The organism is Pseudomonas sp. UYEF17 (assembly GCF_040546125.1).
Taxonomy (GTDB): Bacteria; Pseudomonadota; Gammaproteobacteria; order Pseudomonadales; family Pseudomonadaceae; genus Aquipseudomonas; species Aquipseudomonas putida_Z.
Map to the genome: position 1 here is coordinate 1 of NZ_JBEPNE010000028.1, position 21,539 is coordinate 21,539.

Below are 21,539 nucleotides of genomic sequence, written 5' to 3' on the forward strand. Positions count from 1 at the left end.
CCTGCGCAAACGCCTGCTGCGCCTCGCCGCCCGGTGCTGACCTGGAGCATGGCTTACTGACGCTGCGCGGTTCTGTGGGAGCGGCCTTGTGTCGCGAAAGGGGTGCGAAGCGCCCCCAGGATTTCAGCTCTGCAGCTCATATTGGCGGGGCCGCTTTGCGGCCCTTTCGCGACACAAGGCCGCTCCTACAGAGACCGCACATGCCTGAGGAAGTCGCGGTCCCTGTGGGAGCGGGTTTGCCCGCGAAGAGGCCCGGTCAGACAAACGCCGCCAGCAAATCCTGCGCAAACGCCTGCTGCGCCTCGCCGCCCGGTGCTGACCTGGGGCATGGCTTACTGACGCTGCGCGGTTCTGTAGGAGCGGCCTTGTGTCGCGAAAGGGGTGCGAAGCGCCCCCAGGACTTCAGCTTCGCAGCACATATTGCCGGGGCCGCTTTGCGGCCCTTTCGCGACACAAGGCCGCTCCCACAGAGACCGCACATGCCTGAGGAAGTCGCGGTCCCTGTGGGAGCGGGTTTACCCGCGAAGAGGCCCGGTCAGACAAACGCCGCCAGCAAATCCTGCGCAAACGCCTGCTGTGCCTCGCCAACCACCTGCGCCCGGTGCCTGGCCAGGGTAAACGGCACCACGAAGTCCAACCCCGGGTCCAGCGCCCACAACAACCCCTCAGCCTCCCAGGCTTGCGCGCAATGGCACGGCAGATAGCCAATATGCCGCCCCGACAGAATGAACGTCAGCACGCTCTCGATCTGCTCCGCCACCGCCATGCTGCGCTCGCTCTGGAACGGCTCGCCGCCCTTGAGAAACCGGTACGGATGGCGCACCTGGTCCATCGCCAGCAACCGCTCCCGCCCAACGCCAGCCTCACCGAACAGCTCATGGCCCTTGCCGCAATACAGCCGTTGCCGCTCCTCGAACAGCGGCTGGTAATCGAAGGCTGCCTGGTTGCCGGAAAAGTAGCTGATGGCGTAATCCAGCCGCTGCTCCAGCAACAAGCGCTCCAGCTCTGCCGGTGGCGCACTGATCAGCTCCAGCTGCACCGCTTCCTCGCGCCTGCGAAACGCCGCAATGGCCGCCGCCAGCTTCAGGCTCACCGCCCTGTCCTGGTTCTCCGCCATGCCTATGCGCACGGTCCCCAGCAGCCGCTCGGCAACGCCATTGGCCTGCTGGCGAAACTGTTCGATGTTCAGCAATAACCCACGGGCGGCGTCCAGCAACAACGCGCCTTTTTCCGTCAGGTGAAAACCACCCTTGCCGCGACTGCACAGGCGGTAGCCCAGCCGCGCTTCCAGCTGCGCCATGCGCTGGCTGATGGTGGGCTGGCTCAGGCCCAGCACGCCTTGCGCGGCGCTGAAGCCACCGGCCTCGACTACAGTGACGAACAGCCGCAGCAGGTGCAGGTCGGGGTCGTGCACTTGTCCGAGCATTACATTGCCTCTGGTGAATGTCAGCTTTGCAAACTTGCCATTCCTGCAATGTAACCCGGCTGGCATGCTCGCGGCATCCACCCATTTGCCGAGGTGTCCGCCATGCGTCGATCGTTGTGCCTGCTGTCCCTGGTCCTGGCCTTGCCGCTGCAGGCTGAAGAAAAAGTCGTCAACCTCTACAGCTGGGCCGACTATGTCGCCCCGCAAACCCTCCAGCGCTTCGAGCAGGAAACCGGCTACAAGGTGCGCTACGACACCTTCGACACCACCGAAGTGCTGGAAACCAAGCTGCTGACCGGTGGCAGCGGCTATGACGTGGTGGTGCCGTCGTCGGCCGTGCTGGCCCGGGCGCTCAAGGCCAACGCCCTGCAGCCGCTCGACCCCCAGGCCATGCCTGGCTATGCCAACCTCGACAAGGACCTTCTGGCCAAGCTCGCCGAGGCCGACCCTGGCAACCGCCATGCCGTGCCCTACACCTGGGGCACCCTGGGCCTGGGGGTGAATGTGGAAGCGGTGCGCCAACGCCTGGGGGATGTGCCGCTGGACAGCCTCGACCTGCTGTTCAAGCCCGAGTACGCCAGCCGGCTGAAGGACTGCGGCATCGCCATGCCCGACTCGCCCCAGGAGGTGATCGGCGTGGCCCTGAACTACCTGGGCAAGGACCCTTACAGCCAGGACAAGGACGACCTGGCCGCCGCGCAGAGCCTGCTGAGCCAGTTGCAGCCGTCGATCAGCTACGTCGCCAATGGCCGGCAGATCAGCGACCTGGCCAATGGCAGCGTGTGCCTGGCGCTGACCTACAACGGCGATGCGGCGATGGCCGCCGACCAGGCGCGCCGCGCCGGCAAGCCGTTCGAGCTGATCTACCGCATCCCCCGCGAAGGCACGCTGGTATGGCAGGACAACCTGGTCATTCCCAAGGACGCCCCGCACCCCGAGGCCGCGCGGGCGTTCATCGCCTTCATGCTCAAGCCCGAGTCGGTGGCCGCGCTGACCAACACGCTGTTCTTCGCCAACGCCAACCAGGCGGCTACGCCGCTGGTGGACGAAGCGGTGCGCAACGACCCGGACATCTACCCGTCGGCCGCGGTGCGCCAGCGCCTGTATGCCGACCGCAGCATGGCCCTGGCCGACCTGCGCCAGCGCAACCGCCTGTGGACCGCGTTCCGCAGCCGCCAGTAACCAATAACGACAAAGGAGCCCGACCGTGGAGCAAGCCGCAAACAACGACCAGGCCATGACCCGCGACAGCCTGTATGGCACCGCTGCGGAAAGTACCTACGCCGGCATTACCAGTTTCTCTCGCCGCCGCTACAGCCGCGACCTGCGTGGCGTCGATGTGGTGGTCAGTGGTGTGCCGTTCGATACTGCCACCAGCAACCGCCCCGGTGCGCGCTTCGGCCCGCGGGCGATCCGCGCCGCTTCGGTGCAGCAGGCCTGGGCCCGGCACTGGCCGTGGGCGTTCGACCCGTTCGACCACCTGGCGGTGATCGACTATGGCGATTGCGCCTTCGACAGCGGCACCCCACAGTCGGTACCGGACAGCATCGAGGCCCATGCCACGCATATTCTGGAAGCAGGCTGCGCCATGCTCACCCTGGGTGGCGACCACTTCATCAGCTACCCGCTGCTCAAGGCCCATGCCCGCCGCCATGGCCCGCTGGCGCTGATCCACTTCGATGCGCACAGCGACACCTGGCCGGACGAGGAGGGCAAACGCATCGACCACGGCACCATGTTCTGGCATGCCGCCCGCGAAGGCCTGGTGGACCCGGCCAGCTCGGTGCAGATCGGCCTGCGCACCACCAATGATGACAGCCAGGGCTTTGCCATCCTCGACGCCCGCCAGGTGCACCGGCAGGGCACCGAGGCGGTGATCGCGGCGATTCGCCAGCGGGTGGGCGAGCGGCCAGTGTACCTGACCTTCGATATCGACTGCCTCGACCCGGCCTATGCGCCCGGTACCGGCACGCCGGTGTGCGGCGGGCTGAGCACGGTGCAGGCGCTGGAGATCATCGGCGGGCTGCGCGGTATCAACCTGGTGGGCATGGACCTGGTGGAGGTGGCGCCAGCCTATGACCATGCCGACATCACCGCGCTGGCCGGGGCGACCCTGGCGATGGAAATGCTGTGCCTGTATGCGGCGCGGCACAAGGTGGACAAGGGCCAGTAATTCGGCGTCCGTAGGGTCTTTGTGGGAGCGGCCTTGTGTCGCGAAAGGGCTGCGTAGCAGCCCCCAGGGCCCATACTGAAACATCAGGAATCATCTCCACCCGCATTCACACTTTTGCCGCGAACCCTTCGCGCCTTAGGCTATCAAACCCACCAGGCGCGGCATTTTCGTACAGGAGGTGAAGCATGACCCCGACCTTGCCCATCCTGGCCCTCGGCCTGGTGCTGTGCCTGCCCGCGCAAGCGGCCACCGAGCCGCCCTTGCAACTCGCCGCCGGCAACAACAACCCCTACAACAGCCCGATCCAGCGCGCCAACCCCAACAGCCGCCAGGGCAGCATGCCGGCCACGCCTCCCGTGCGCGGCCCGTCCACCGACCCGTACCAGCGCACGCCCACCCTGGACAACCGCGGCATCGGCAATGGCGACAACCTGCGCCGCCAGCAACAAACCCCGAACCTGGAGCCCACCCGACCACCGCGCGGCAACCCGCGCGCGCCATGAGCGCCCTACGAAAGGAATCCTGCATGCTTCGAGCACCCTGGCTTGTCACCCTGACCGCCGCCGCACTCCTGCCCCTGCTGGCGCAGGCGGCGGCCGAACAGCAGTTTCGCAGTGAAGAAGGCACCTTGACCGTCAGCACCCTGGCCGATGGTCTGCGCAACCCTTGGGCCCTGGCGTTCCTGCCGGGCGGCAAGGACATGCTGGTTACCGAGCGCGCCGGCAACTTGCGGGTGGTCAATGCCGAAGGCAAGGTCGGCCCGCCGATCAGCGGTGTGCCCAAGGTCTGGGCCGAGGGCCAGGGCGGCCTGCTGGATGTGGTGCTGTCGCCAGAGTTTGCCAAGGACCGTACCGTCTACCTGTCCTACGCCGAAGAGGGCAGTGACGGCAAGGCCGGTACGGCGGTCGGCCGTGGCCAGTTGTCCCACGACCGCGCCCGGCTGGAAAACTTCAACGTCATCTTCCGCCAGCAGCCCAAGCTGTCGGAGGGCAACCACTTCGGCTCGCGCCTGGTGTTCGACCGCGACGGCTACCTGTTCATCGCCCTCGGCGAGAACAACCAGCGCCCGACCGCCCTGGACCTGGACAAGCTGCAAGGCAAGATCGTGCGTATCTTGCCGGACGGCGAAGTACCCAGGGACAACCCCTTCGTCGGCAAGGACAACGTACGGCCGGAGATCTGGTCGTTCGGCCACCGCAACCAGCAAGGCGCCGCACTCAACCCCTGGACCGGCAAGCTGTGGACCCACGAGCACGGCCCGCGCGGCGGCGACGAGATCAACATTCCCGAGCCCGGCAAGAACTATGGCTGGCCGATTGCGACCCACGGTATCAACTACTCGCTGCTGCCGATTCCTGAGGCCAAGGGCAAGCATGTGCAGGGCATGGTCGACCCGCACCATGTATGGGAGAAGTCGCCGGGTATCAGCGGCATGGCCTTCTACGACAGCTCTAGGTTCAAGGCCTGGGATCACAACCTGTTCATTGGCGCGCTGGCTACCCAGGAGCTGGTCCGCCTGCAACTGGATGGCGACAAGGTGGTGCATGAAGAGCGTTTGCTGGGTGAGCTGAAGGCGCGTATCCGCGATGTGCGGGTGGGGCCGGATGGCTACCTGTATGTGCTGACCGATGACAAGGACGGCGCGTTGCTCAAGGTAGGCCTGGGCGACGGCACCTGACGCAGTACAGTACTTGTGGGAGCGGCCTTGTGTCGCGAAAGGGCCGCAGAGCGGCCCCAGGATTTTCGCGTCACGACGAATATTGCTGGGGCCGCTGCGCGGCCCTTTCGCGACACAAGGCCGCTCCCACAAGGTATGTGTAGAATGCCGCATGGCTATCGATCCCCATTCCCTTTACCAGCAGGCCCTGACCACCCAGGGCTATGTCGCCGACCCCGCCCAGGCCCGCGCCGTCGAGGCCTTGCAGGCCTGTTTCCAGGCCGTCGAACAGGGCCGCCCCACCCAGGGTATCTACCTCTGGGGCCCGGTCGGCCGCGGCAAGACCTGGCTGATGGACCAGTTCCACCACTGCCTGCGGGTATCCAGCCGGCGCCAGCACTTCCATCACTTCATGGCCTGGGTCCACCAGCGCCTGTTCCAGCTCAACGGCACCGCCGACCCGCTGCTGGCGCTGGCCGGGGAGCTGGCAGGGCAGATACGCGTGCTGTGCTTCGACGAGCTGTTCGTCAACGACATCGGTGACGCGATCATCCTCGGCCGCCTGTTCAAGGTGCTGTTCGACCATGGCGTGGTGATTGTCGCCACCTCCAACCAGCCACCCGAGCAGCTCTACCGCGACGGCTTCAACCGCGAGCGCTTCCTGCCGGCCATCGCCGCCATCCAGCGGCACATGCAGGTACTGCCGGTAGCCGGCGAGCAGGACCACCGCCTGCACCCCGGCGCCGAGCGCCAGCGTTACTGGGTGGCGCAAGCGGGGCAGGCCAGCCAGCTGGGCGAGGTGTTCCGCCAGCTCAGCCCCGGCGACGCAGGCCACGATCAGCCCTTGGCGATCGGCTCCCGGCAGGTGCAGGTGGTGCGGCGCAGCGCGCAGGCCATCTGGTGCCGCTTCACCGACCTGTGCGAACAGCCGCTGGCGGCCATGGAGTTCATGGCCCTGTGCGACCGGTTCCCGGCCATCCTGGTGTCGGGCATTCCGGCGCTGGGGGGTGAACAGCGGGCCGGGCGCATTGCCCGGGGCACCGAGGATGCTGCGGCGCGGGTGGTGGCGGGCGACCGCGAGCTGCCGGCGCTGTCGCCCAAGGACGACGCAGTGCGCCGCTTCATTGCCCTGGTCGACGAATGCTACGACCGCCGGGTGGCGTTGTACCTGGAGGCACAGGTGCCGCTGGATGCCCTCTACACTCAAGGGTATCTGGCGTTCCCGTACCAACGGACCCTGAGCCGGCTACGGGAGATGCAACTGCAACGCTTCGCCTGAAAAGGAGCCGAACCATGGAGCCGCTGTCGCATCATCTGCTGACCCAGGCCTACAACAATGGCTGGGCCAACCACCGTCTGTACAAGGCCTGCCTGCAACTGACCCAGGACGAATTCGTCGCCCCGCGCTGCAGCTTTTTCCCGTCGATCAAGGCCACCCTCAACCACCTGCTGACGGTGGACTGGTTCTACCTGCACATGCTCGAGTGCGAGCAGCGTGGCGAGCAGCCCGACGCCGACGGCGAGCGCTTCTTCGACCCCGAACAGCCGTTTGCCACCTGCACCGACCTGCATGCCGAACAGGCCCAGGCCGATCACCGGCTGATCGCCTATTGCCGGGGCCTGCGCGATGGTGAGCTGGGGCGCTATGTGAGCATCGTGCGCCCTGAGCGGGTACAGCGCGAGCAACGGCTGCGGCTGCTGGCGCACCTGTTCGAGCACCAGGTGCATCACCGTGGGCAGGTGCATGCGATGCTCAGTGACACGGCAGTGAGGCCGCCACAGCTGGATGAGTTTTTCTGCGAGGAAGAGGCGGGGTTACGTGCGGCGGACTTTGCCGAGCTGGGCTGGACCGAGGAGCAGGTCTGGAAAGTGTAGGGGGCTGCTTTGCAGCCCTTCGCGGGCTCGCCCGCTCCCACAGGTGCTGCACAGGTTTTGGCAGCTGTGCACTACCTGTGGGAGCGGGCGAGCCCGCGAAGGGCCGCAAAGCGGCCCCTCGACTATTGGCTCACTTGCCCAGCCACTGCACCAGCGTACGGTTGAACCGCACCGGCTCCTCGATCTGCGGCGCATGCCCCATGCCTTCAAAGGTAATCAGCTCACCCTTGGGAATCAGCTTGGTCACCTGCGGCCCCAGCACTGCATACTTGCCCAACTTCGCTTTCACCTCCGGCGGCGCGATATCACTGCCGATGGCTGTGGTGTCCTGGTCACCGATCAGCAGCAGGGTGGGCATCTGCAGGTCCTTGAACTCGTGGTACACCGGCTGGGTGAAGATCATGTCGTAGATCAGCGCCGAGTTCCACGCCACCGCTTCATGCCCCGGCCCCTTGTTCAGGCCCACCAGCATCTGCACCCAGCGCTCGTACTCCGGCTTCCAGCGCCCGGCGTAGTAGGTCTTGCGCTCATACTCGCGCACGCCTTCGGCATCCAGCTTGAGCTCGCGCGCATACCACTGGTCCACCGTGCGGTAGGGCACGCCCAGGGCTTTCCAGTCTTCCAGCCCGATGGGGTTGACCATCGCCAGGCGCTCCACCTGCTGCGGGTACATCAGCGCATAGCGGGTGGCGAGCATGCCGCCGGTGGAGTGGCCGAGCACGATGCTTTGCTTCACGCCCAGCTGTTCGAGCAGGGCATGGGTGTTGCTCGCCAGCTGCTGGAAACTGTACTGGTAATGCGCCGGCTTGCTGGAGCTGCAGAAGCCGACCTGGTCGGGGGCGATGACCCGGTAGCCAGCCTTGCTCAGGGCATCGATGGTGGTTTCCCAGGTGGCGGCGCAGAAGTTCTTGCCGTGCATCAGCACCACGCTGTGGCCGTTGGCCTGGCCCTGGGCGGGCACGTCCATGTAGCCCATCTGCAGGGCCTGGCCCTGGGACTTGAAGTCGAAATGCTTGAGCGGATGCGGGTAGCTGAAGCCCTCCAGCTGGGGGCCATAGGTGGGCGATTCGGCGGCGATGGCCGAACTGCCGGCGAGGCAGGCCAGGGCCAGGGCGGTTGCGCGCAGCATGGGGGCACTCCGTGTAGGGCCATGTAGGAAGGGGCGACTGTAGCAGCCAGTGGACCACGCGGAACGTGAAAGGTGTTACCAGGCGTGAAACCAGCCCAGGGTAATCATCGCCAGCACCCCATAGCGGCCGGCCTTGGCCAGGGTCACCAGCAGCAGGAAGCGCCAGAACGGCTCACGCATGATGCCGGCGATCAGCGTCAGCGGGTCGCCGATCACCGGCATCCAGCTGAGCAGCAGCGACCATTGCCCCCAGCGCTGGTAGCGCTGTTGCGCGCGTTCCAGCTGGGCAGGGCTGAACGGGAACCAGCGCTTGTCACGCAGGTGCTCGATGGCCCGGCCCAGCACCCAGTTGACCACCGAGCCCAGCACATTGCCCAGGGTCGCCACCAGCAGCAGGGTGGCCCAGGCCTCGGGCTGGCGCAGCAAAAGGCCGACCAGCACGGCCTCCGATTGCAGCGGTAGCAGGGTGGCGGCGCCGAAGGCGCTGAGGAACAGCGCCCACAGGCTGAGCATCAGTAGTTGGCGACCACGGTGTCCTTGCCGTCATGGGTCACGCCGATGACCTGGTAGGCATCCTTGTGGTCACCCATTTCCATGCCGGGCGAGCCCATGGGCATGCCCGGCACGGCCAGGCCCTTGAGGTCGTTGCGCTTGGTCAGCAGGCGCACCTGCTCGGCCGGCACGTGGCCTTCGACGAACTTGCCGTCGATCACCCCGGTATGGCACGACGCCAGGCGTGGCGCCACGCCCAGGCGTTGCTTCACCTCGCTCATGTTCGGCTCGACATGGTCGTTGACGGTGAAGCCGTTGTCGCGCAGGTGGCTGATCCAGGCCTTGCAGCAGCCACAGTTGGGGTCGCGGTAGACGTCGATGGTCTCGGCAGCCTGGGCCAGGCCGGTGATGGCCAGCAGGCCCAGGGGCAGCAGGTGTTTACGCAGCTTCATGAAGCACTCCTTCAAAAACGTGGGCGGATACCAGCGACCGAGCCAGTGCCTTGCTCGCGCCCGGTGTCGTTACGGCCCCAGGGGCGGTCCGATATCCAGCGGTTGGCCAGCAGCATAGCGTAAGCGGCCTTCAGGCGCAGCGCGGCCTGTTGCCGTTCGCCAGCGTTGTCAGGCAGCCAGTCTACATGCCAGGTAGTAGTTCCGGATGCCGGCCTGTCATCACGCTGGCTAACGTGCGGCACACCTATCTGAGAGCCTGCTGGATCATGACCCTACCACTGGACTGCCTGTTGTACTCCAAGACCAATCTGATCGGCATCGGACCAAACCTGTCCGAAGAGGAACGCCAGGACGTGCAAACGTTGCTGGACCATGCCGATGAGTTCGCAAGCCGCTTCCTCGACCGGGACGAGCTATGGAAAAGCTGGTTCGACCGCTTCCGCAATCGCCTGGAGAAACATGGCTGCGTAAGGACGGCCGCCCTGGAGTTGCCGCCCCAGGTCATCAGGGACCATGACGATTTCGATACCAGGCTCGAGCCCATCGGCACAGGCAGCACACCGATGCTGTTGGCCCAACTGGCGCGCGCGTCCATGCAGGAACTGCGCATCAGTGCTCACGCCAGCAAGTTCCTGCAGTCTGGTTGGCAGAACGACGTCGCCTCATCGTTTCTGATAACACCCTGCCAGAAGGACGAGGAGGGCCAGATCCATCTGGCGGTCTACTCGTTTCGCTTCAATGGCACGGTGGAGATGCGCGACTTCGGATTCTGGAGCGAGGCCCAGCGTGACATCGTCGTGTGGAACACCGGCACTGTTTACCGTTTTGACCTGGAACGTTTCGCCGCTTTTCGTCAGCAGATTCGTAAGGAATTGGGCGATCGGCGCCTTGGCGCCATTACCAGGATTGAACTCTAGCCACCTCGCTCAAGCTGGCAGGTCACGCATCAGCAGGCCGTATGCCAATGGCACCTGCTCGGGAACAGGAAGGTAGATGGTGTGGCCATCGCCAGGGGCGACCTGCAGCGGCTGCTGCTGGCCATTGCTCATGTGCTCGAGATCGAAGTGGTAGTTGCCGCGAGGGGTCATCAGCTCCAGATGGTCGCCCACGGCGAAGCGGTTCTTCACCTTGACCTCGGCCAGGCCGTCGACGCGCACCCCGGTCAGCTCGCCAACGAACTGCTGGCGCTCGGACACCGAGTTGCCGCGCTGGTAGTTCTGGTACTCGTCGTGCACGTGGCGGCGCAGGAAGCCTTCGGTGTAACCGCGCTGGGCCAGGGATTCGAGGTTGTCCATCAGGGAGCGGTCGAATGGCCGCCCGGCCACCGCGTCGTCGATCGCCTGGCGGTACGACTGCACGGCGCGGGCGCAGTAGAAGTGCGACTTGGTGCGGCCTTCGATCTTCAGCGAGTGCACGCCCATGGCGGCCAGGCGCCCGACATGCTGGATGGCGCGCAGGTCCTTGGCATTCATGATGTAGGTGCCGTGCTCGTCTTCGAACGCCGGCATTTCGGTGCCGGGGCGGTTGCTTTCCTGCAGCAGGAATACCTGCTCGGTCGGTGCACCCAGGCCCAGCGTCGGCTGCACTTCGCGCACGATGTCGCCAGTGGCGTTTTCGGTGGCCGGGGTGGCGTCGTACTTCCAGCGGCAAGCGTTGGTGCAGCTGCCCTGGTTGGCATCGCGCTTGTTGAGGTAGCCCGACAGCAGGCAACGGCCGGAGTAGGCCATGCACAGGGCACCGTGGACGAACACCTCCAGCTCCATTTCCGGCACCTGCTGGCGGATTTCCTCGATCTCTTCGAGCGACAGCTCGCGCGACAGGATCACCCGGCTCAGGCCCAGTTGCTGCCAGAACTGCACGCTGGCCCAGTTGACCGTGTTGGCCTGCACCGACAGGTGCACCGGCATCTGCGGGAAGTGCTGGCGTACCAGCATGATCAGGCCTGGGTCGGACATGATCAGCGCGTCCGGTGCCATCTCGATCACCGGCGCCAGGTCCTTGAGGAAGGTCTTGAGCTTGGCATTGTGCGGGGCAATATTGACCACCACGTAGAAGCGCTTGCCCAGGGCATGCGCCTCCTGGATGCCCAGGGCCAGGTTGGCATGGTCGAACTCGTTGTTGCGCACCCGCAAGCTGTAGCGTGGCTGGCCGGCGTAGACCGCGTCGGCGCCATAGGCGAAGGCGTAGCGCATGGTCTTGAGGGTGCCGGCGGGGGCCAGCAGTTCGGGCTTGGCGATAGTGGTCATGTGCGCACCGGAGCAAAAGGCGCGGATGCTAGGGCTGGCAGATACGGCCCGTATTGATTTGCATCAAGGGAATGGCGGCACTTTTGCCAAGGTGCGGCGCACTAATAACGCATAAGCCATGCGAGGACCCGCGATGAACCAGACCGCCCTGCAGAACAAAGCCCTGGCAGTACTGCTGGCGCTGGTGACCATTGCCTTCATCTGGATCCTGCTGCCGTACTACGGTGCGATCTTCTGGGCGGTGATACTCGGCATCCTGTTCGCCCCGCTGCAGCGCCACCTGCTGCTGCGTTTCGGCCGAAGGCGCAATCTGGCTGCGGCGGCCACCTTGCTGGTGTGCCTGCTGGTGGCGATCCTGCCGGTGATCATCACCAGCGCGCTGCTGGTGCAGGAGGGAGCCGCCCTGTACCAGCGCATCGAGCACGGGGAGCTGGATATTGCCGGTTATGTCGAGCGCGGCAAGGACATGCTTCCGGCGTTTGCCCAGCAGGGCCTGGACAGCATGGGCATGGGCAACCTCGACGGGCTACGCGACAAGATCAGCAAGTGGGCCACCCAGGGCAGCCAGGTGCTGGCCAGCCAGGCGTTCAACTTTGGGCAGGGCACGTTCGAGTTCGTGATCAGCTTCGGCATCATGATGTACCTGTTGTTCTTCTTCCTGCGCGAAGGCGCGGAGGTCGCCCGCCAGGTGCGTCTGGCAGTGCCGCTGCCCGAACACCAGAAGCGCCGTTTGCAGCTGAAGTTCAACCGTGTAGTGCGGGCGACGGTAAAAGGCAACGTGCTGGTGGCCATTACCCAGGGGGCGCTGGGCGGTTTCATCTTCTGGGTGCTGGATATCCCGAGTGCGCTGGTGTGGGCGGTATTGATGGCGTTTCTGTCGCTGTTGCCGGCGGTAGGGGCGGGGATCGTGTGGGCGCCGGTAGCGGCGTACTTCCTGCTGACCGGTGCGATTTTGTCGGGGGTGATCCTGACCGCGTTCGGCGTGCTGGTGATCGGCCTGGTGGACAACTTGTTGCGGCCGATCCTGGTGGGCAAGGACACGCGCATGCCGGACTACCTGATTCTGGTGTCGACGCTGGGCGGGCTGGCGGTGTTCGGGCTCAATGGCTTCGTGATCGGGCCATTGATCGCGGCGCTGTTCGTGTCGAGTTGGGCGATCTTCGCGGCAACCAAACCCCGGGTGCAGTTGCCGGAGTAGCACTTGTTCGAGAAAGGCCTGCCGATACGGCGATCCTTGTAGGAGCGGCCTTGTGTCGCGATCGGGCTGCGCAGCAGCCCCAGCAAATTTCGCATTGACGCAGAAACCCTGGGGCTGCTGCGCAGCCCGATCGCGACACAAGGCCGCTCCTACATCTATCGCGCAAACGTTCAGGTATCGCGCAAACGTTCAGGTATCGCGCAAACGTTCAGGTATCACGCAAACGTTCAGGATGCCTGCGGCATCTCACCCTTGGCCAGGCGCCGGTTGATGTCGGCGATCACTTCGGGCAGTTCGTTGATGGTGTCGATCAGGTAGTGCGGGCGGGAACCGGCGAACAGGGCGTGGATGCGCTGGCGCTCGCTTTCCAGCTTCTCGGCGCTCAGCGCGCGGTAGCCTTCCCAGGTCAGCCCCAGGGCATTGCCCGAGCACACCAGGGCCACGGTCCACATGCCGGCACGGCGGCCTTCGAGAATGCCCGGCACGGTATCGTCGACCTTCACGCACGCCGCCACATCGTCGATACCCAGCGCGATCACGTTGGCCAGGGCCTGGGCCGGCCATGGGCGGCCGTTCGGGGTTTCGTCGGTAGCCACCACATGGTCGGCCACGTAGCCGTTCTGCGCGGCCAGCTCCACCACCTTGTCCATCACCACCTTCGGGTAGCCCGAGCAAGAGCCGATCTTCAGGCCGTCCTGGCGCAGCCCGGTGAGAGTGTCCAGGGCGCCGGGGATCAGCGCCGAGTGCACGGCGATCTTCTCGATCTGCAGCGGCATGAAGCGGTTGTAGATGGCGGTGACATCATCGTCGGTCGGGGTACGGCCGAACACCTTGCGGTAGCGCTCGGCAATTTCCGGCACATCGCACAGGGTACGGATGTGGTCCCACTTGCCCATGCCCATCGGGCCGCGGGCTTCTTCGATGGACACCTGCACATCGAATTCGGCAAAGGCTTCGACAAAGATCTGGGTCGGGGCGAAGGAGCCGAAGTCGACCACGGTGCCGGCCCAGTCGAGGATGGCGGCTTGCAGCTGGGTAGGGTTGCTGTAGTTCATGTGCGCTTGTTCCTGAAATTGGTGGGCAAAGGGTCAGATGTCCAGCACTTCCATTTCCCGCAGCACCTCGGCCACGGCATTCACGGCGGCCTGCATGCCGTCCGCTCCGACCACGCCGATGCAGCCGACACGGAAGGTTTCCACCTGGGTCAGCTTGCCCGGGTAGAGGATGAAACCCTTGGCCTTGACCCGCTCGTAGAAGTCCTTGAACTGGTAGCGGGGATCGTTCGGTGCGTGGAAGGTGACGATGATCGGCGCCTGGATCTCGGCAGGCAGGAAGCTGCGCAGGCCGATGGCGGCCATGCCGTCGAGCAAGGTCTTGCAGTTGTCGGCGTAGCGCTGGTGGCGCGCTGGCAGGCCACCTTCCTCGTTGTATTGCTGCAGCGCTTCGTGCAGGGCAGCGACCACGTGGGTCGGCGGGGTGAAGCGCCACTGGCCGGTCTTGGCCATGTAGGTGTGCTGGTCGTGCAGGTCCATGGCCAGCGAGTGGGCGTTGCCTTCGGCAGCGGCCAGGGCGGTTTTCTCGGCGAACACGAAGCCCATGCCAGGTACCCCTTCCAGGCATTTGCCGGAGGCGGCGATCAGCGCCTCGAAGGGGATGGCGCGGGCATCGATCGGCAGTGCGCCGAACGAGCTCATGGCGTCGATGATCAGGCGCTTGCCGTGGCCTTTGATCACCTGGGCGATCTCGGGCAGCGGGTTGAGGATGCCGGTACTGGTTTCGCAGTGGATCAGCGCGACGTGGGTGATGGCCGGGTCGGCGGCCAGCAGGCGGTCGACGTCGGCGGCGGTGGTCGGCTGGTCTTCGGCGGTTTCGAAGGTGCTGTAGGCACGGCCCAGCACTTTGCAGATCTTCGCCAGGCGCTGGCCATAGGCGCCATTGATCAGCACCAGGACCTTGCCGTCACGCGGCACCAGGGTGCCGATGGCCGCTTCCACGGCGAAGGTGCCGCTGCCTTGCAGGGGTACGCAGTGGTGGCTGGCGCTGCCGTCGATGATGGCCAGCAGTTGCTCGCAGACACTGGCAGTCAGTTGGTTGAAGTCGCGGTCCCAGGAGCCCCAGTCCACCAGCATGGCTTGGCGGGTGCGGATTGATGTGGTCAGGGGACCGGGGGTCAGCAGAATCGGGGCGTTGCTCATTCCGTTATTCCTCACAAGCGGTGGGCTGAAACTACGGGGCCTAGGTTGCAATTGGCGCTGTCATCAATCAAATTGTTTGTTGTTATCCGAGCTATAAGTCAGGCTGATAAATATGAACCTGTTCCAGTTGCGTGCCTTCGATGCCGTGGCCCGTGAGGGCAGCTTTACCCGTGCCGCCGCCCGCCTGTTCATCAGCCAGCCGGCGGTGACCGGGCACGTGAAGGCGCTGGAGGAGCACTACCAGATCACCTTGCTGCGGCGTACTGCGCGGCGGGTGGAGTTGACCGAAGAGGGCACCCGCCTGGCGGCCATCACCCGCGGCATGTTCGGCCTGGCCGAAGAGGCGCAGGCCATGCTCGAGGCCAACCGGCAATTGCTGACCGGGCGCCTGGAGGTGGCGGCCGATGGCCCGCACCGGGTCATGCCGATGCTGGCGCTGCTGCGCGAGCGCTACCCGGGCATTACCGTCAACCTGCGCCTGGGCAATGCCCAGGAAACCCTGGCGGCATTGCTCAGCGAACATGCCGACGTGGCCGTGCTGACCGAGATCGAGCCGCGCAAAGGCCTGCATTTGCAAAACCTGTGCGAGTCGCGGTTGTGCGCCTTGCTGCCGGCGGGGCATGCCTGGGCCAGCGGCGAGGGTGATTTGCCGCTGGCTGAGCTGCACCAGCAGATCATGGTGTTGCGCGAACCCAGCTCCACCACCCGGCGCACCTTCGACAAGGCCTGCAGCAAGGCCGCCGTGCAACCTCGGGTGCTGCTGGAGCTGGACAGCCGCGAGGCGGTGACCGAAGCGGTGGCCTCGGAGCTGGGCATTGGCGTGGTGTCGTCCACCGAAGTCGCCAATGACCCGCGGGTAGTGGCACGCCCGCTGGCCGGTGACGGCCTGGTCAACCAGCACCTGATCGGCTGCCTGGAGCGCCGCCGTGAGCTGCGCCTGATCCAGGCGTTCCTCGGCCTGGCGGCGGGGCTGTGATGGCTGTTTTCAACGGGGCGGCCTAAGATGGCCGGCATTGAGCCGACAGGACCGTCGATGAGCGAGAAAGACACCATTTCCATGCAGCTGGTGCGCGAAGCGCTGTTGCAGACTTGCCCCGCCGGCGAGCCCGATACCGGCTTGCTGGCCCGGGCGGGTATCGCCGTCGAACAACTGCACCTGCCAGCGGCACGGGTCAGCGCCGAGTCCTATGCCCGGCTCTGGCGTCTGCTGGCGCGGCGCTGCAACGATGAGTTCTTCGCCATGGACCCGCGCGGTCTGCGCAGCGGCAGCCTGGCGTTCATGTGCCGTGCCAGCATGGGCCAGCCAACCCTGGGCGCCGGCCTGGAAACCGCGCTGGCGTTCCTGTCACTGATGCTTGAAGACCTGCAGCCAAGCCTGGTGCGCCAGCAAGGCCTGGCCGAAATCGTCATCAACGAACCGCGTGACACACCGCGCCGCGCTTTCACCTATTTCACCTTCTGGATGATCGTGCACGGTGTGACCTGCTGGTTGGCCGGGCGGCGTATCCCGATCCTGGCCATCGATCTGCGCTGTGCCGAACCGCCGTTCTGCGATGACTACCGGGTGATGTTTTCGGAAAACCTGCAGTTCGAGCGCCCGCGCACGCGCATGATCATCGCTGCCGAATGCCTCGAGCTGCCGCTGCGGCGCAGCGAAGAAGAACTGCAGCGCTTTCTGGCCGAGGCGCCGGGCAACATCCTGGTCAAGTACCGTGACCCGGCCAGCCTCGGGCGGCGCATTCGCACCGACCTGCTGCGCCTGGACCCGGGGCAGTGGCCCGATGGCGACAGCCTGGCGCGCCAGTTGTGCCTGTCGCCTTCTACCCTGCGCCGGCGGTTGGCCGAAGAGGGGCAGAACTACCAAGGGTTGAAGGACAGCGTGCGTCGTGAGCTTGCAATTGCCTGGCTGAGCCAGGAAGACGCGGCCATGGGCGAAATCGCCGAGCGCCTGGGCTTTGCCGACAGCAGTTCGTTCTACAAGGCATTTCGCAAGTGGTTCGGCTGCAACCCTGGGCATTACCGTGCGCTGATCCTCAAGCGCGGCAGTGGCAGCTAGGGAACCACGCCTTCCCGCTGCCGGCTGGCGCCGCTGACAAGCATCGTGACAAGTCGATCACTGACCAGGAAATCGACGATGTCTCAACCTGCCTTGCACCCCAAGTTGCTTCACCCCGCCGAAGATTTCATCGCGCAAAGCTTGCCCGCCTGGTTGAAGGCGGCCAAGCCCAAGCAGCTTGCGAGGCTGCAATTGCGTTTCAACGCCTATCTGGCGAGCCAGCGGCAGATGGCAGGGTTCGCCGACCGCCTGCAGCCTCTGGACCGTTTTGCCAAGCAACTGTTGGAGCCTGCCTTGCGCCAGGACAGCCAGCTGAAGCTGCAGGTCGATCTGGACAAACTGGTGTGGCGCGAAACACGCGCACGGCTGGATGTGAGAACCGGCTTGATCCCTGATTATCAACCGTACTTCGTGCGCATGCCGGCCTTGCAAAAGCTGTTGCAGAACTTCAAGGCCAACGAGTCCTTCTTCCTCGGCACCGCCTTGACCCTTCCGGGAGCCCATCAGGACGAGCAGGTGGTGAGCGAAGACATCGACCGGATTGTCAGCCTGTGCCGCCAGGTGGATGTCGGCAGCGCTTACCAGCGGCACCTGGCGCAGGTATTGACCCCTGACTTTGAAAAAGCCCTGACCACCGACCGGCGCCTGGAACTGGCCGTGGCGGTCGAGATCGCGGCCATCAAGCAGCAGCTGGATCCGGAAGACCTGCTGGTGCTGCGTATCGCGTGCAAGGTTGAACCCGCCGTGATCAAGGGGCCGGTGCAGCTGGAGATCGGTGCACTGCAGGTCCTTGGCTGCCGGGTGGATGGCGCGCTGGCCGTTGAGTTGATCGAGCAGCCCCGCCACCAGTCCACGTTTCCCTTCGGGGTGCCTGGGCGCTTGAAAAGAGTGATCCTGTATACCCCTGACGATCAGGCGCAACCCCTGCGCGCGTTCACCAATTGGGATGAGGCGAACCGCGTCCTGGCCACGGCGATGGGCAACCAGGCCTATCGACAGGCATTTGTGCGGCGCATTGCCTTGAATGATCGCGCCACTTGCGAGCAGGCCCTGGCCACCCGCTTGCAGGATGCACAACCTGACCTGGAACCCCGCAGGGTGTTGGAAGCGGGGGACGGTTTTGCGTCGATGGCCGCCTGGCACATGCAGCGAATCAAAGCCGATGCACGTTTCCTTGCGGTGCCCACCGCCCAGGCCGATGACGCGGCTGCGGAGCAGCGCCTGGACGAGCTCAAAGGCGCTGGCCTGGTCTTGCTCAACCTGGCGGGCTTGTTCGTGCCGGTCATCGGGGCTTTGCTGGTGGCGGACCTGGCCAGGCAACTGTTGACCGAAACTTTCGAGGGCGTGCGCGACTGGCAGTTGGGCCATCAGCATGAGGCCTTGATGCATATGCTTCAGGTGGCCTTCAGCGTGGCAACCACCGGTGCGGTGGTTGTCGGTGCCCACCTGGCCCGCAGCGCATTCGTCGAAACCCTGGAGCCGGTCATCACCGAAGATGGCCGGCAACGGCTGTGGCGCAATGAGCTGGCGCCTTACCAGGACACTACTCCACCCGTTCAGCTGACGGAGCTCGACAACGGTTTGCTCGCCGAGGGTGAGCGCCATTGGTGGCGGTCGAATGGTGCCTTGTATCGGGTAAGGCAAACCGCCAATGGCGCTTGGCGCTTGCTGCATGCCGAAGGTGACACGGCGTTCGGGCCGGTGCTGGAACGTTGCTCTGCGCGTGGCTGGCGGCTGGCTTACGAGCGGCCACTGGAATGGCAGGGCGCCGCACTGTTGCTCGGGCGGCTTTGGCCGGCGGCGACCGCGATGGACGCCGTGCGGGTGGAACAGGTGCTGAAGGTCGCGGATGTCGACGAGGCCTACTTGCGTGGCCTGCTGGTGGAACGGCGCGGGTTGCCGGTGCAGCTGCGCGATACCTTGCAGCGCTTTGCCGTGGACGCACGCGCGCAGGCCTTTTTCAGCCGGCTGGAAGCGGGGGAGGCTGATACCGCTTCCGAGCTGTGGCAATGGTGCATCGAACGTTTGCAACTGCAGGGTGAAACCGTCGAAGAACAGGTGCTGTCGATCCGTGACGCGGCAAGCGAGTTGCGTGAGGCGATGCTCGAGCATTTCTCCAGGCTTTATCTGGCCGACGACCCGCTGCTGGGCTTGATCCAGCGCGACTTCCCGACGCTGCCAGACGCCTATGCCCTCGATGTGCTCGAGCAGGCCACCGAGGCTGTGCGCTTGCGCATGCAGGCAGAGTCTCGCCTGCCGCTGGCGTTGGCTGAACAGGCGCGGGTGGCCCTGCAGCTGGCGCGCCTGACCCGCATGCGCGAAGCGTTGTACCTGCAGGGCAGTTATCGGCCGGAAGTGGTGGCGCTGGTCTTTGCCCTGCTGCGTCGGCATGGCCCCGGCGCTGCCGGGTTCAACCTGGTATTGCGCCGTGACCCGTATGCCGGGGCAGCGATGGAGCGGCTGTTCGCCGAGACCGACCTTGAGCAGGCCGTGGTGCTGGTCAGGCGGGAGGGGCACTTCCAGCTCTACAACGACAGAGGCTTGCCGGATGAGCGCGAGGTCGCCGCCCCCGAGGGGCTGTTCGAGGTGCTGGCCGCTTGCCTGCCCGTGGAATACCGGGTGCGACAGGGTTGGAGTGGCGCCGATGCGCCGACCAGAATCCGCGAGCAGATGCAGGCCTGGCTACCCGGTGACCGGCAGGCCCTGCTGCGCCTGCTCGGTTGGCGGGAGGCAAGGCCCATGGCATCGCCCATGCAGCGTTTGGCCGATGGCCGAGCGGGCTATCCATTAGGCGGCTGCCAGTCGTGCATCGGCTCGCCGGAGCGCGTGGTGCGGCAGCGGGTGCGCGCGTTGTATCCCGGTATCGGGGATGCCGGCGTCGATCGCTATGTCCAGAGCCTGTTGGACATGCGCGGGGGCCTGTTCGAGAACCTGCTGCGCGTCGAGCAGGAATACCGCCGCCTGGATGACAGCTTGCTGGCCTGGGTTGAAGAGGTAGCGGGCAGCGCCAGCCGTGCACGCCGACGCGTCGCAGATTCGTTGCGGCGTGCCTGGCAGATGCGCAGCGACCGCGCCGCCGGGGCTATCGGCAACGATGCAATGCTCAGCCTGAGCATCGTCGGCGTACCGGTGGGCAGCCTGCCCGTGTTGCCGGTCGGGACGGACTTCTCGCACGTTTCGGAATTGACCCTGTCGGCGCTCGGTCTGGATGCCATCCCGTCGGGGTTCCTCGCCTGCTTCCCCGATCTGCTGTGCCTGGACATGAGTGACAATGCCCTGCGCGCGCTACCTGCGGGGCTGGAGCGGTTGACCGCCTTGCGCCAGTTGCTGATGCCGCGCAACCGTATTCGTGTCTCGGAGCCGCAGGCCAATGTGCTGACCGGCCTGGCGCTCTTGCGTTCGCTGGACCTGAGTGACAACCCGCTCGGCGACATCAGGCTACAGTTCGAGCGGTTGCCCAGCCTGCGGATCCTGCGTTTGAACCGGGTGCAGATGACGGCGCTGCCCCGGGGCCTGGAGTGGTGTGGCCTGTTGGTCTTCGCCGACCTTCGCAACAACCAGATAGCCGAGTTGCCGGCAGCCTTGTTTCAGGCCCCGTTGCAGTTGCGCCGTGCCATGCACCTGGAGGGCAATGCGCTGTCAGTGCAGGATCTTGATCGCCTTTATTCCGTCGAACGCCTGCTGGACACGCCCCGCCCGCAACGGAACGCCCCGGCCCGGGAACAATGGTTGCAGACCTTGGACCCAGCAGCGCGGCAGGAGCAGCAAGGAAAATGGGATGCGCTGAATGCCGAGCCCGGCAGCCTGGCTTTCTTCGAGCTGCTTAGACAACTGACGAGCACGGCCGAATTCAGCAAGGCGCCGGCCGAACTCGGATTCAGGGTATGGGCAATGCTGGATGTCGCCCATGCCGATACCGCCACGCGCATGGCGCTGTTTGACCTGGCAGCGGAGCCCATCACCTGTGTGGACAGCGTTGCCATCGTGTTCAGCCGCCTCGAGGTGCGCATGCATGTCGAGCAGGCCACCCGCGGCGGTGACCCGATCTCGACCCGCTCGGCACGCCTGCAGTTGGCCAAGCGGCTGTTTCGCGTGCACTGGGTAGAGAAAATCGCCCGGCGCGAAATGGACGCCCGCTACCAGGATGGACGCTGGAGCCGGGGAAATCATGATGAAGAGGAGGTGGAGGTCAATCTTGCCTACCTCAGCGGCTTGGCCCAGCGCCTGGACCTGTTGGGCCAACCTCGTCATATGCAGTTTGGCAGGCTGGCCAACGTGTCGCCGCTGCAACTGGAGGAGGCCTTCAAGGAAGTGCTGGAGGTGGAGGCGGGTGAGCAACGGATCGTGTTCATCAGCGAGCGTGATTTCTGGTTGCCGGTACTGCGAGCAGAGCATCCGGACGACTTCGAAACCCTGGAAGCGCAATTCTCCCTGCGGATGGAAACTCTGTACGAGCAAAGGGAGGCCTTGACCAGTGACGAGTACCGGAAACTGGGCGACGCCCTGCGCGATGAACGCGAGCAGGCCCTGGCCAGACTTGCCCAGCGCCTTACGCACGAAGCGTTCATGGTGCCAGAGGCAAAGTGACGGCGCTTCAAGGGCGGCACGCAGTGTGCCGCCCTGCTTCTACCGCAGGGGTT

18 protein-coding genes are annotated in these 21,539 nt (G+C 65.2%); 11 read left to right on the forward strand and 7 right to left on the reverse strand.

Features of this window, described 5'->3' with window-relative positions; genetic code table 11:
* Window positions 1–535: 535 nt before the first annotated feature.
* Window positions 536–1,426, reverse strand: coding sequence for a LysR family transcriptional regulator (locus ABIB24_RS25430; protein ID WP_354317528.1), 891 nt, complete (start codon window positions 1,424–1,426; stop codon window positions 536–538).
* Between the two features lie 102 nt (window positions 1,427–1,528).
* Between ABIB24_RS25430 and ABIB24_RS25435 the strand changes: the two genes are divergently transcribed.
* From ABIB24_RS25435 to ABIB24_RS25460, 6 genes are all read left to right on the forward strand, one after another.
* Window positions 1,529–2,608 (forward strand): extracellular solute-binding protein, encoded by a 1,080-nt coding sequence (locus ABIB24_RS25435; protein WP_085693009.1) that lies wholly within the window; start codon window positions 1,529–1,531, stop codon window positions 2,606–2,608.
* Window positions 2,609–2,633: 25 nt separating this feature from the next.
* Window positions 2,634–3,599, forward strand: coding sequence for an agmatinase (gene speB, locus ABIB24_RS25440; RefSeq protein WP_085593236.1), 966 nt, complete (start codon window positions 2,634–2,636; stop codon window positions 3,597–3,599).
* A gap of 185 nt (window positions 3,600–3,784) precedes the next feature.
* On the forward strand, window positions 3,785–4,102 hold the full coding sequence (locus tag ABIB24_RS25445) for a hypothetical protein (protein WP_286918695.1): 318 nt from the start codon (window positions 3,785–3,787) through the stop codon (window positions 4,100–4,102).
* A 23-nt stretch (window positions 4,103–4,125) separates the two neighbouring features.
* A complete protein-coding gene (locus tag ABIB24_RS25450; protein ID WP_354317531.1) occupies window positions 4,126–5,277 on the forward strand; it encodes a PQQ-dependent sugar dehydrogenase in 1,152 nt (383 codons plus the stop codon).
* Window positions 5,278–5,428: 151 nt separating this feature from the next.
* The gene (gene zapE / locus ABIB24_RS25455; RefSeq protein WP_274079645.1) at window positions 5,429–6,535 is read left to right on the forward strand and encodes a cell division protein ZapE; all 1,107 of its coding nucleotides are present in this window, start codon (window positions 5,429–5,431) and stop codon (window positions 6,533–6,535) included.
* A 14-nt stretch (window positions 6,536–6,549) separates the two neighbouring features.
* Window positions 6,550–7,131, forward strand: coding sequence for a DinB family protein (locus ABIB24_RS25460; protein WP_013971816.1), 582 nt, complete (start codon window positions 6,550–6,552; stop codon window positions 7,129–7,131).
* 130 nt (window positions 7,132–7,261) lie between these two features.
* On the opposite strand, the gene ABIB24_RS25465 is transcribed toward ABIB24_RS25460, so the two are convergent.
* The 3 genes from ABIB24_RS25465 to ABIB24_RS25475 form a co-directional block, all read right to left on the reverse strand.
* Window positions 7,262–8,260 carry an alpha/beta fold hydrolase gene (locus ABIB24_RS25465; RefSeq protein WP_137163425.1) on the reverse strand — a complete coding sequence of 333 codons (999 nt, stop codon included), beginning with the start codon at window positions 8,258–8,260 and terminating at the stop codon, window positions 7,262–7,264.
* A gap of 75 nt (window positions 8,261–8,335) precedes the next feature.
* Window positions 8,336–8,773, reverse strand: coding sequence for a YqaA family protein (locus ABIB24_RS25470; RefSeq protein ID WP_013971818.1), 438 nt, complete (start codon window positions 8,771–8,773; stop codon window positions 8,336–8,338).
* Window positions 8,773–9,204: a DUF411 domain-containing protein gene (locus ABIB24_RS25475; protein WP_137163426.1), complete on the reverse strand. Its 432-nt coding sequence runs from the start codon at window positions 9,202–9,204 to the stop codon at window positions 8,773–8,775. The genes ABIB24_RS25470 and ABIB24_RS25475 overlap by 1 nt, the downstream gene beginning before the upstream one ends.
* A 266-nt stretch (window positions 9,205–9,470) precedes the next feature.
* Between ABIB24_RS25475 and ABIB24_RS25480 the strand changes: the two genes are divergently transcribed.
* Window positions 9,471–10,121, forward strand: coding sequence for a hypothetical protein (locus tag ABIB24_RS25480; RefSeq protein ID WP_274079643.1), 651 nt, complete (start codon window positions 9,471–9,473; stop codon window positions 10,119–10,121).
* A gap of 9 nt (window positions 10,122–10,130) precedes the next feature.
* Here ABIB24_RS25480 and trhP read toward each other — a convergent pair whose 3' ends face one another.
* On the reverse strand, window positions 10,131–11,450 hold the full coding sequence (gene trhP, locus ABIB24_RS25485; RefSeq protein ID WP_274079642.1) for a prephenate-dependent tRNA uridine(34) hydroxylase TrhP: 1,320 nt from the start codon (window positions 11,448–11,450) through the stop codon (window positions 10,131–10,133).
* Between the two features lie 133 nt (window positions 11,451–11,583).
* On the opposite strand from trhP, the gene ABIB24_RS25490 reads away from it, so the two are divergent.
* Window positions 11,584–12,648, forward strand: a complete 1,065-nt coding sequence (locus ABIB24_RS25490; RefSeq protein WP_013971823.1) for an AI-2E family transporter — start codon at window positions 11,584–11,586, stop codon at window positions 12,646–12,648.
* A gap of 227 nt (window positions 12,649–12,875) precedes the next feature.
* Here ABIB24_RS25490 and phnX read toward each other — a convergent pair whose 3' ends face one another.
* The gene (phnX, locus tag ABIB24_RS25495; RefSeq protein ID WP_025338370.1) at window positions 12,876–13,703 is read right to left on the reverse strand and encodes a phosphonoacetaldehyde hydrolase; all 828 of its coding nucleotides are present in this window, start codon (window positions 13,701–13,703) and stop codon (window positions 12,876–12,878) included.
* A gap of 33 nt (window positions 13,704–13,736) precedes the next feature.
* Window positions 13,737–14,843, reverse strand: coding sequence for a 2-aminoethylphosphonate--pyruvate transaminase (locus tag ABIB24_RS25500; protein ID WP_013971825.1), 1,107 nt, complete (start codon window positions 14,841–14,843; stop codon window positions 13,737–13,739).
* Window positions 14,844–14,955: 112 nt separating this feature from the next.
* Between ABIB24_RS25500 and ABIB24_RS25505 the strand changes: the two genes are divergently transcribed.
* The 3 genes from ABIB24_RS25505 (at window position 14,956) to ABIB24_RS25515 (ending at window position 21,486) form a co-directional block, all read left to right on the forward strand.
* On the forward strand, window positions 14,956–15,819 hold the full coding sequence (locus ABIB24_RS25505) for a LysR substrate-binding domain-containing protein (protein WP_137163430.1): 864 nt from the start codon (window positions 14,956–14,958) through the stop codon (window positions 15,817–15,819).
* A 57-nt stretch (window positions 15,820–15,876) separates the two neighbouring features.
* Window positions 15,877–16,899 (forward strand): AraC family transcriptional regulator, encoded by a 1,023-nt coding sequence (locus ABIB24_RS25510; RefSeq protein ID WP_085593218.1) that lies wholly within the window; start codon window positions 15,877–15,879, stop codon window positions 16,897–16,899.
* 78 nt (window positions 16,900–16,977) lie between these two features.
* Window positions 16,978–21,486: an NEL-type E3 ubiquitin ligase domain-containing protein gene (locus ABIB24_RS25515; RefSeq protein ID WP_354317537.1), complete on the forward strand. Its 4,509-nt coding sequence runs from the start codon at window positions 16,978–16,980 to the stop codon at window positions 21,484–21,486.
* The last annotated feature ends 53 nt before the right edge of the window (window positions 21,487–21,539 follow it).

What these genes read in the sequence shown, in the direction of transcription:
- ABIB24_RS25430 (WP_354317528.1), bottom strand. Translation starts at nt 1,426, where the DNA reads ATGCTCGGACAAGTGCACGACCCCGACCTGCACCTGCTGCGGCTGTTC.
- ABIB24_RS25435 (WP_085693009.1), top strand. Translation starts at nt 1,529, where the DNA reads ATGCGTCGATCGTTGTGCCTGCTGTCCCTGGTCCTGGCCTTGCCGCTG.
- ABIB24_RS25445 (WP_286918695.1), top strand. Translation starts at nt 3,785, where the DNA reads ATGACCCCGACCTTGCCCATCCTGGCCCTCGGCCTGGTGCTGTGCCTG.
- ABIB24_RS25450 (WP_354317531.1), top strand. Translation starts at nt 4,126, where the DNA reads ATGCTTCGAGCACCCTGGCTTGTCACCCTGACCGCCGCCGCACTCCTG.
- zapE (WP_274079645.1), top strand. Translation starts at nt 5,429, where the DNA reads ATGGCTATCGATCCCCATTCCCTTTACCAGCAGGCCCTGACCACCCAG.
- ABIB24_RS25460 (WP_013971816.1), top strand. Translation starts at nt 6,550, where the DNA reads ATGGAGCCGCTGTCGCATCATCTGCTGACCCAGGCCTACAACAATGGC.
- ABIB24_RS25465 (WP_137163425.1), bottom strand. Translation starts at nt 8,260, where the DNA reads ATGCTGCGCGCAACCGCCCTGGCCCTGGCCTGCCTCGCCGGCAGTTCG.
- ABIB24_RS25470 (WP_013971818.1), bottom strand. Translation starts at nt 8,773, where the DNA reads ATGCTCAGCCTGTGGGCGCTGTTCCTCAGCGCCTTCGGCGCCGCCACC.
- ABIB24_RS25475 (WP_137163426.1), bottom strand. Translation starts at nt 9,204, where the DNA reads ATGAAGCTGCGTAAACACCTGCTGCCCCTGGGCCTGCTGGCCATCACC.
- ABIB24_RS25480 (WP_274079643.1), top strand. Translation starts at nt 9,471, where the DNA reads ATGACCCTACCACTGGACTGCCTGTTGTACTCCAAGACCAATCTGATC.
- trhP (WP_274079642.1), bottom strand. Translation starts at nt 11,450, where the DNA reads ATGACCACTATCGCCAAGCCCGAACTGCTGGCCCCCGCCGGCACCCTC.
- ABIB24_RS25490 (WP_013971823.1), top strand. Translation starts at nt 11,584, where the DNA reads ATGAACCAGACCGCCCTGCAGAACAAAGCCCTGGCAGTACTGCTGGCG.
- phnX (WP_025338370.1), bottom strand. Translation starts at nt 13,703, where the DNA reads ATGAACTACAGCAACCCTACCCAGCTGCAAGCCGCCATCCTCGACTGG.
- ABIB24_RS25500 (WP_013971825.1), bottom strand. Translation starts at nt 14,843, where the DNA reads ATGAGCAACGCCCCGATTCTGCTGACCCCCGGTCCCCTGACCACATCA.
- ABIB24_RS25505 (WP_137163430.1), top strand. Translation starts at nt 14,956, where the DNA reads ATGAACCTGTTCCAGTTGCGTGCCTTCGATGCCGTGGCCCGTGAGGGC.
- ABIB24_RS25510 (WP_085593218.1), top strand. Translation starts at nt 15,877, where the DNA reads ATGAGCGAGAAAGACACCATTTCCATGCAGCTGGTGCGCGAAGCGCTG.
- ABIB24_RS25515 (WP_354317537.1), top strand. Translation starts at nt 16,978, where the DNA reads ATGTCTCAACCTGCCTTGCACCCCAAGTTGCTTCACCCCGCCGAAGAT.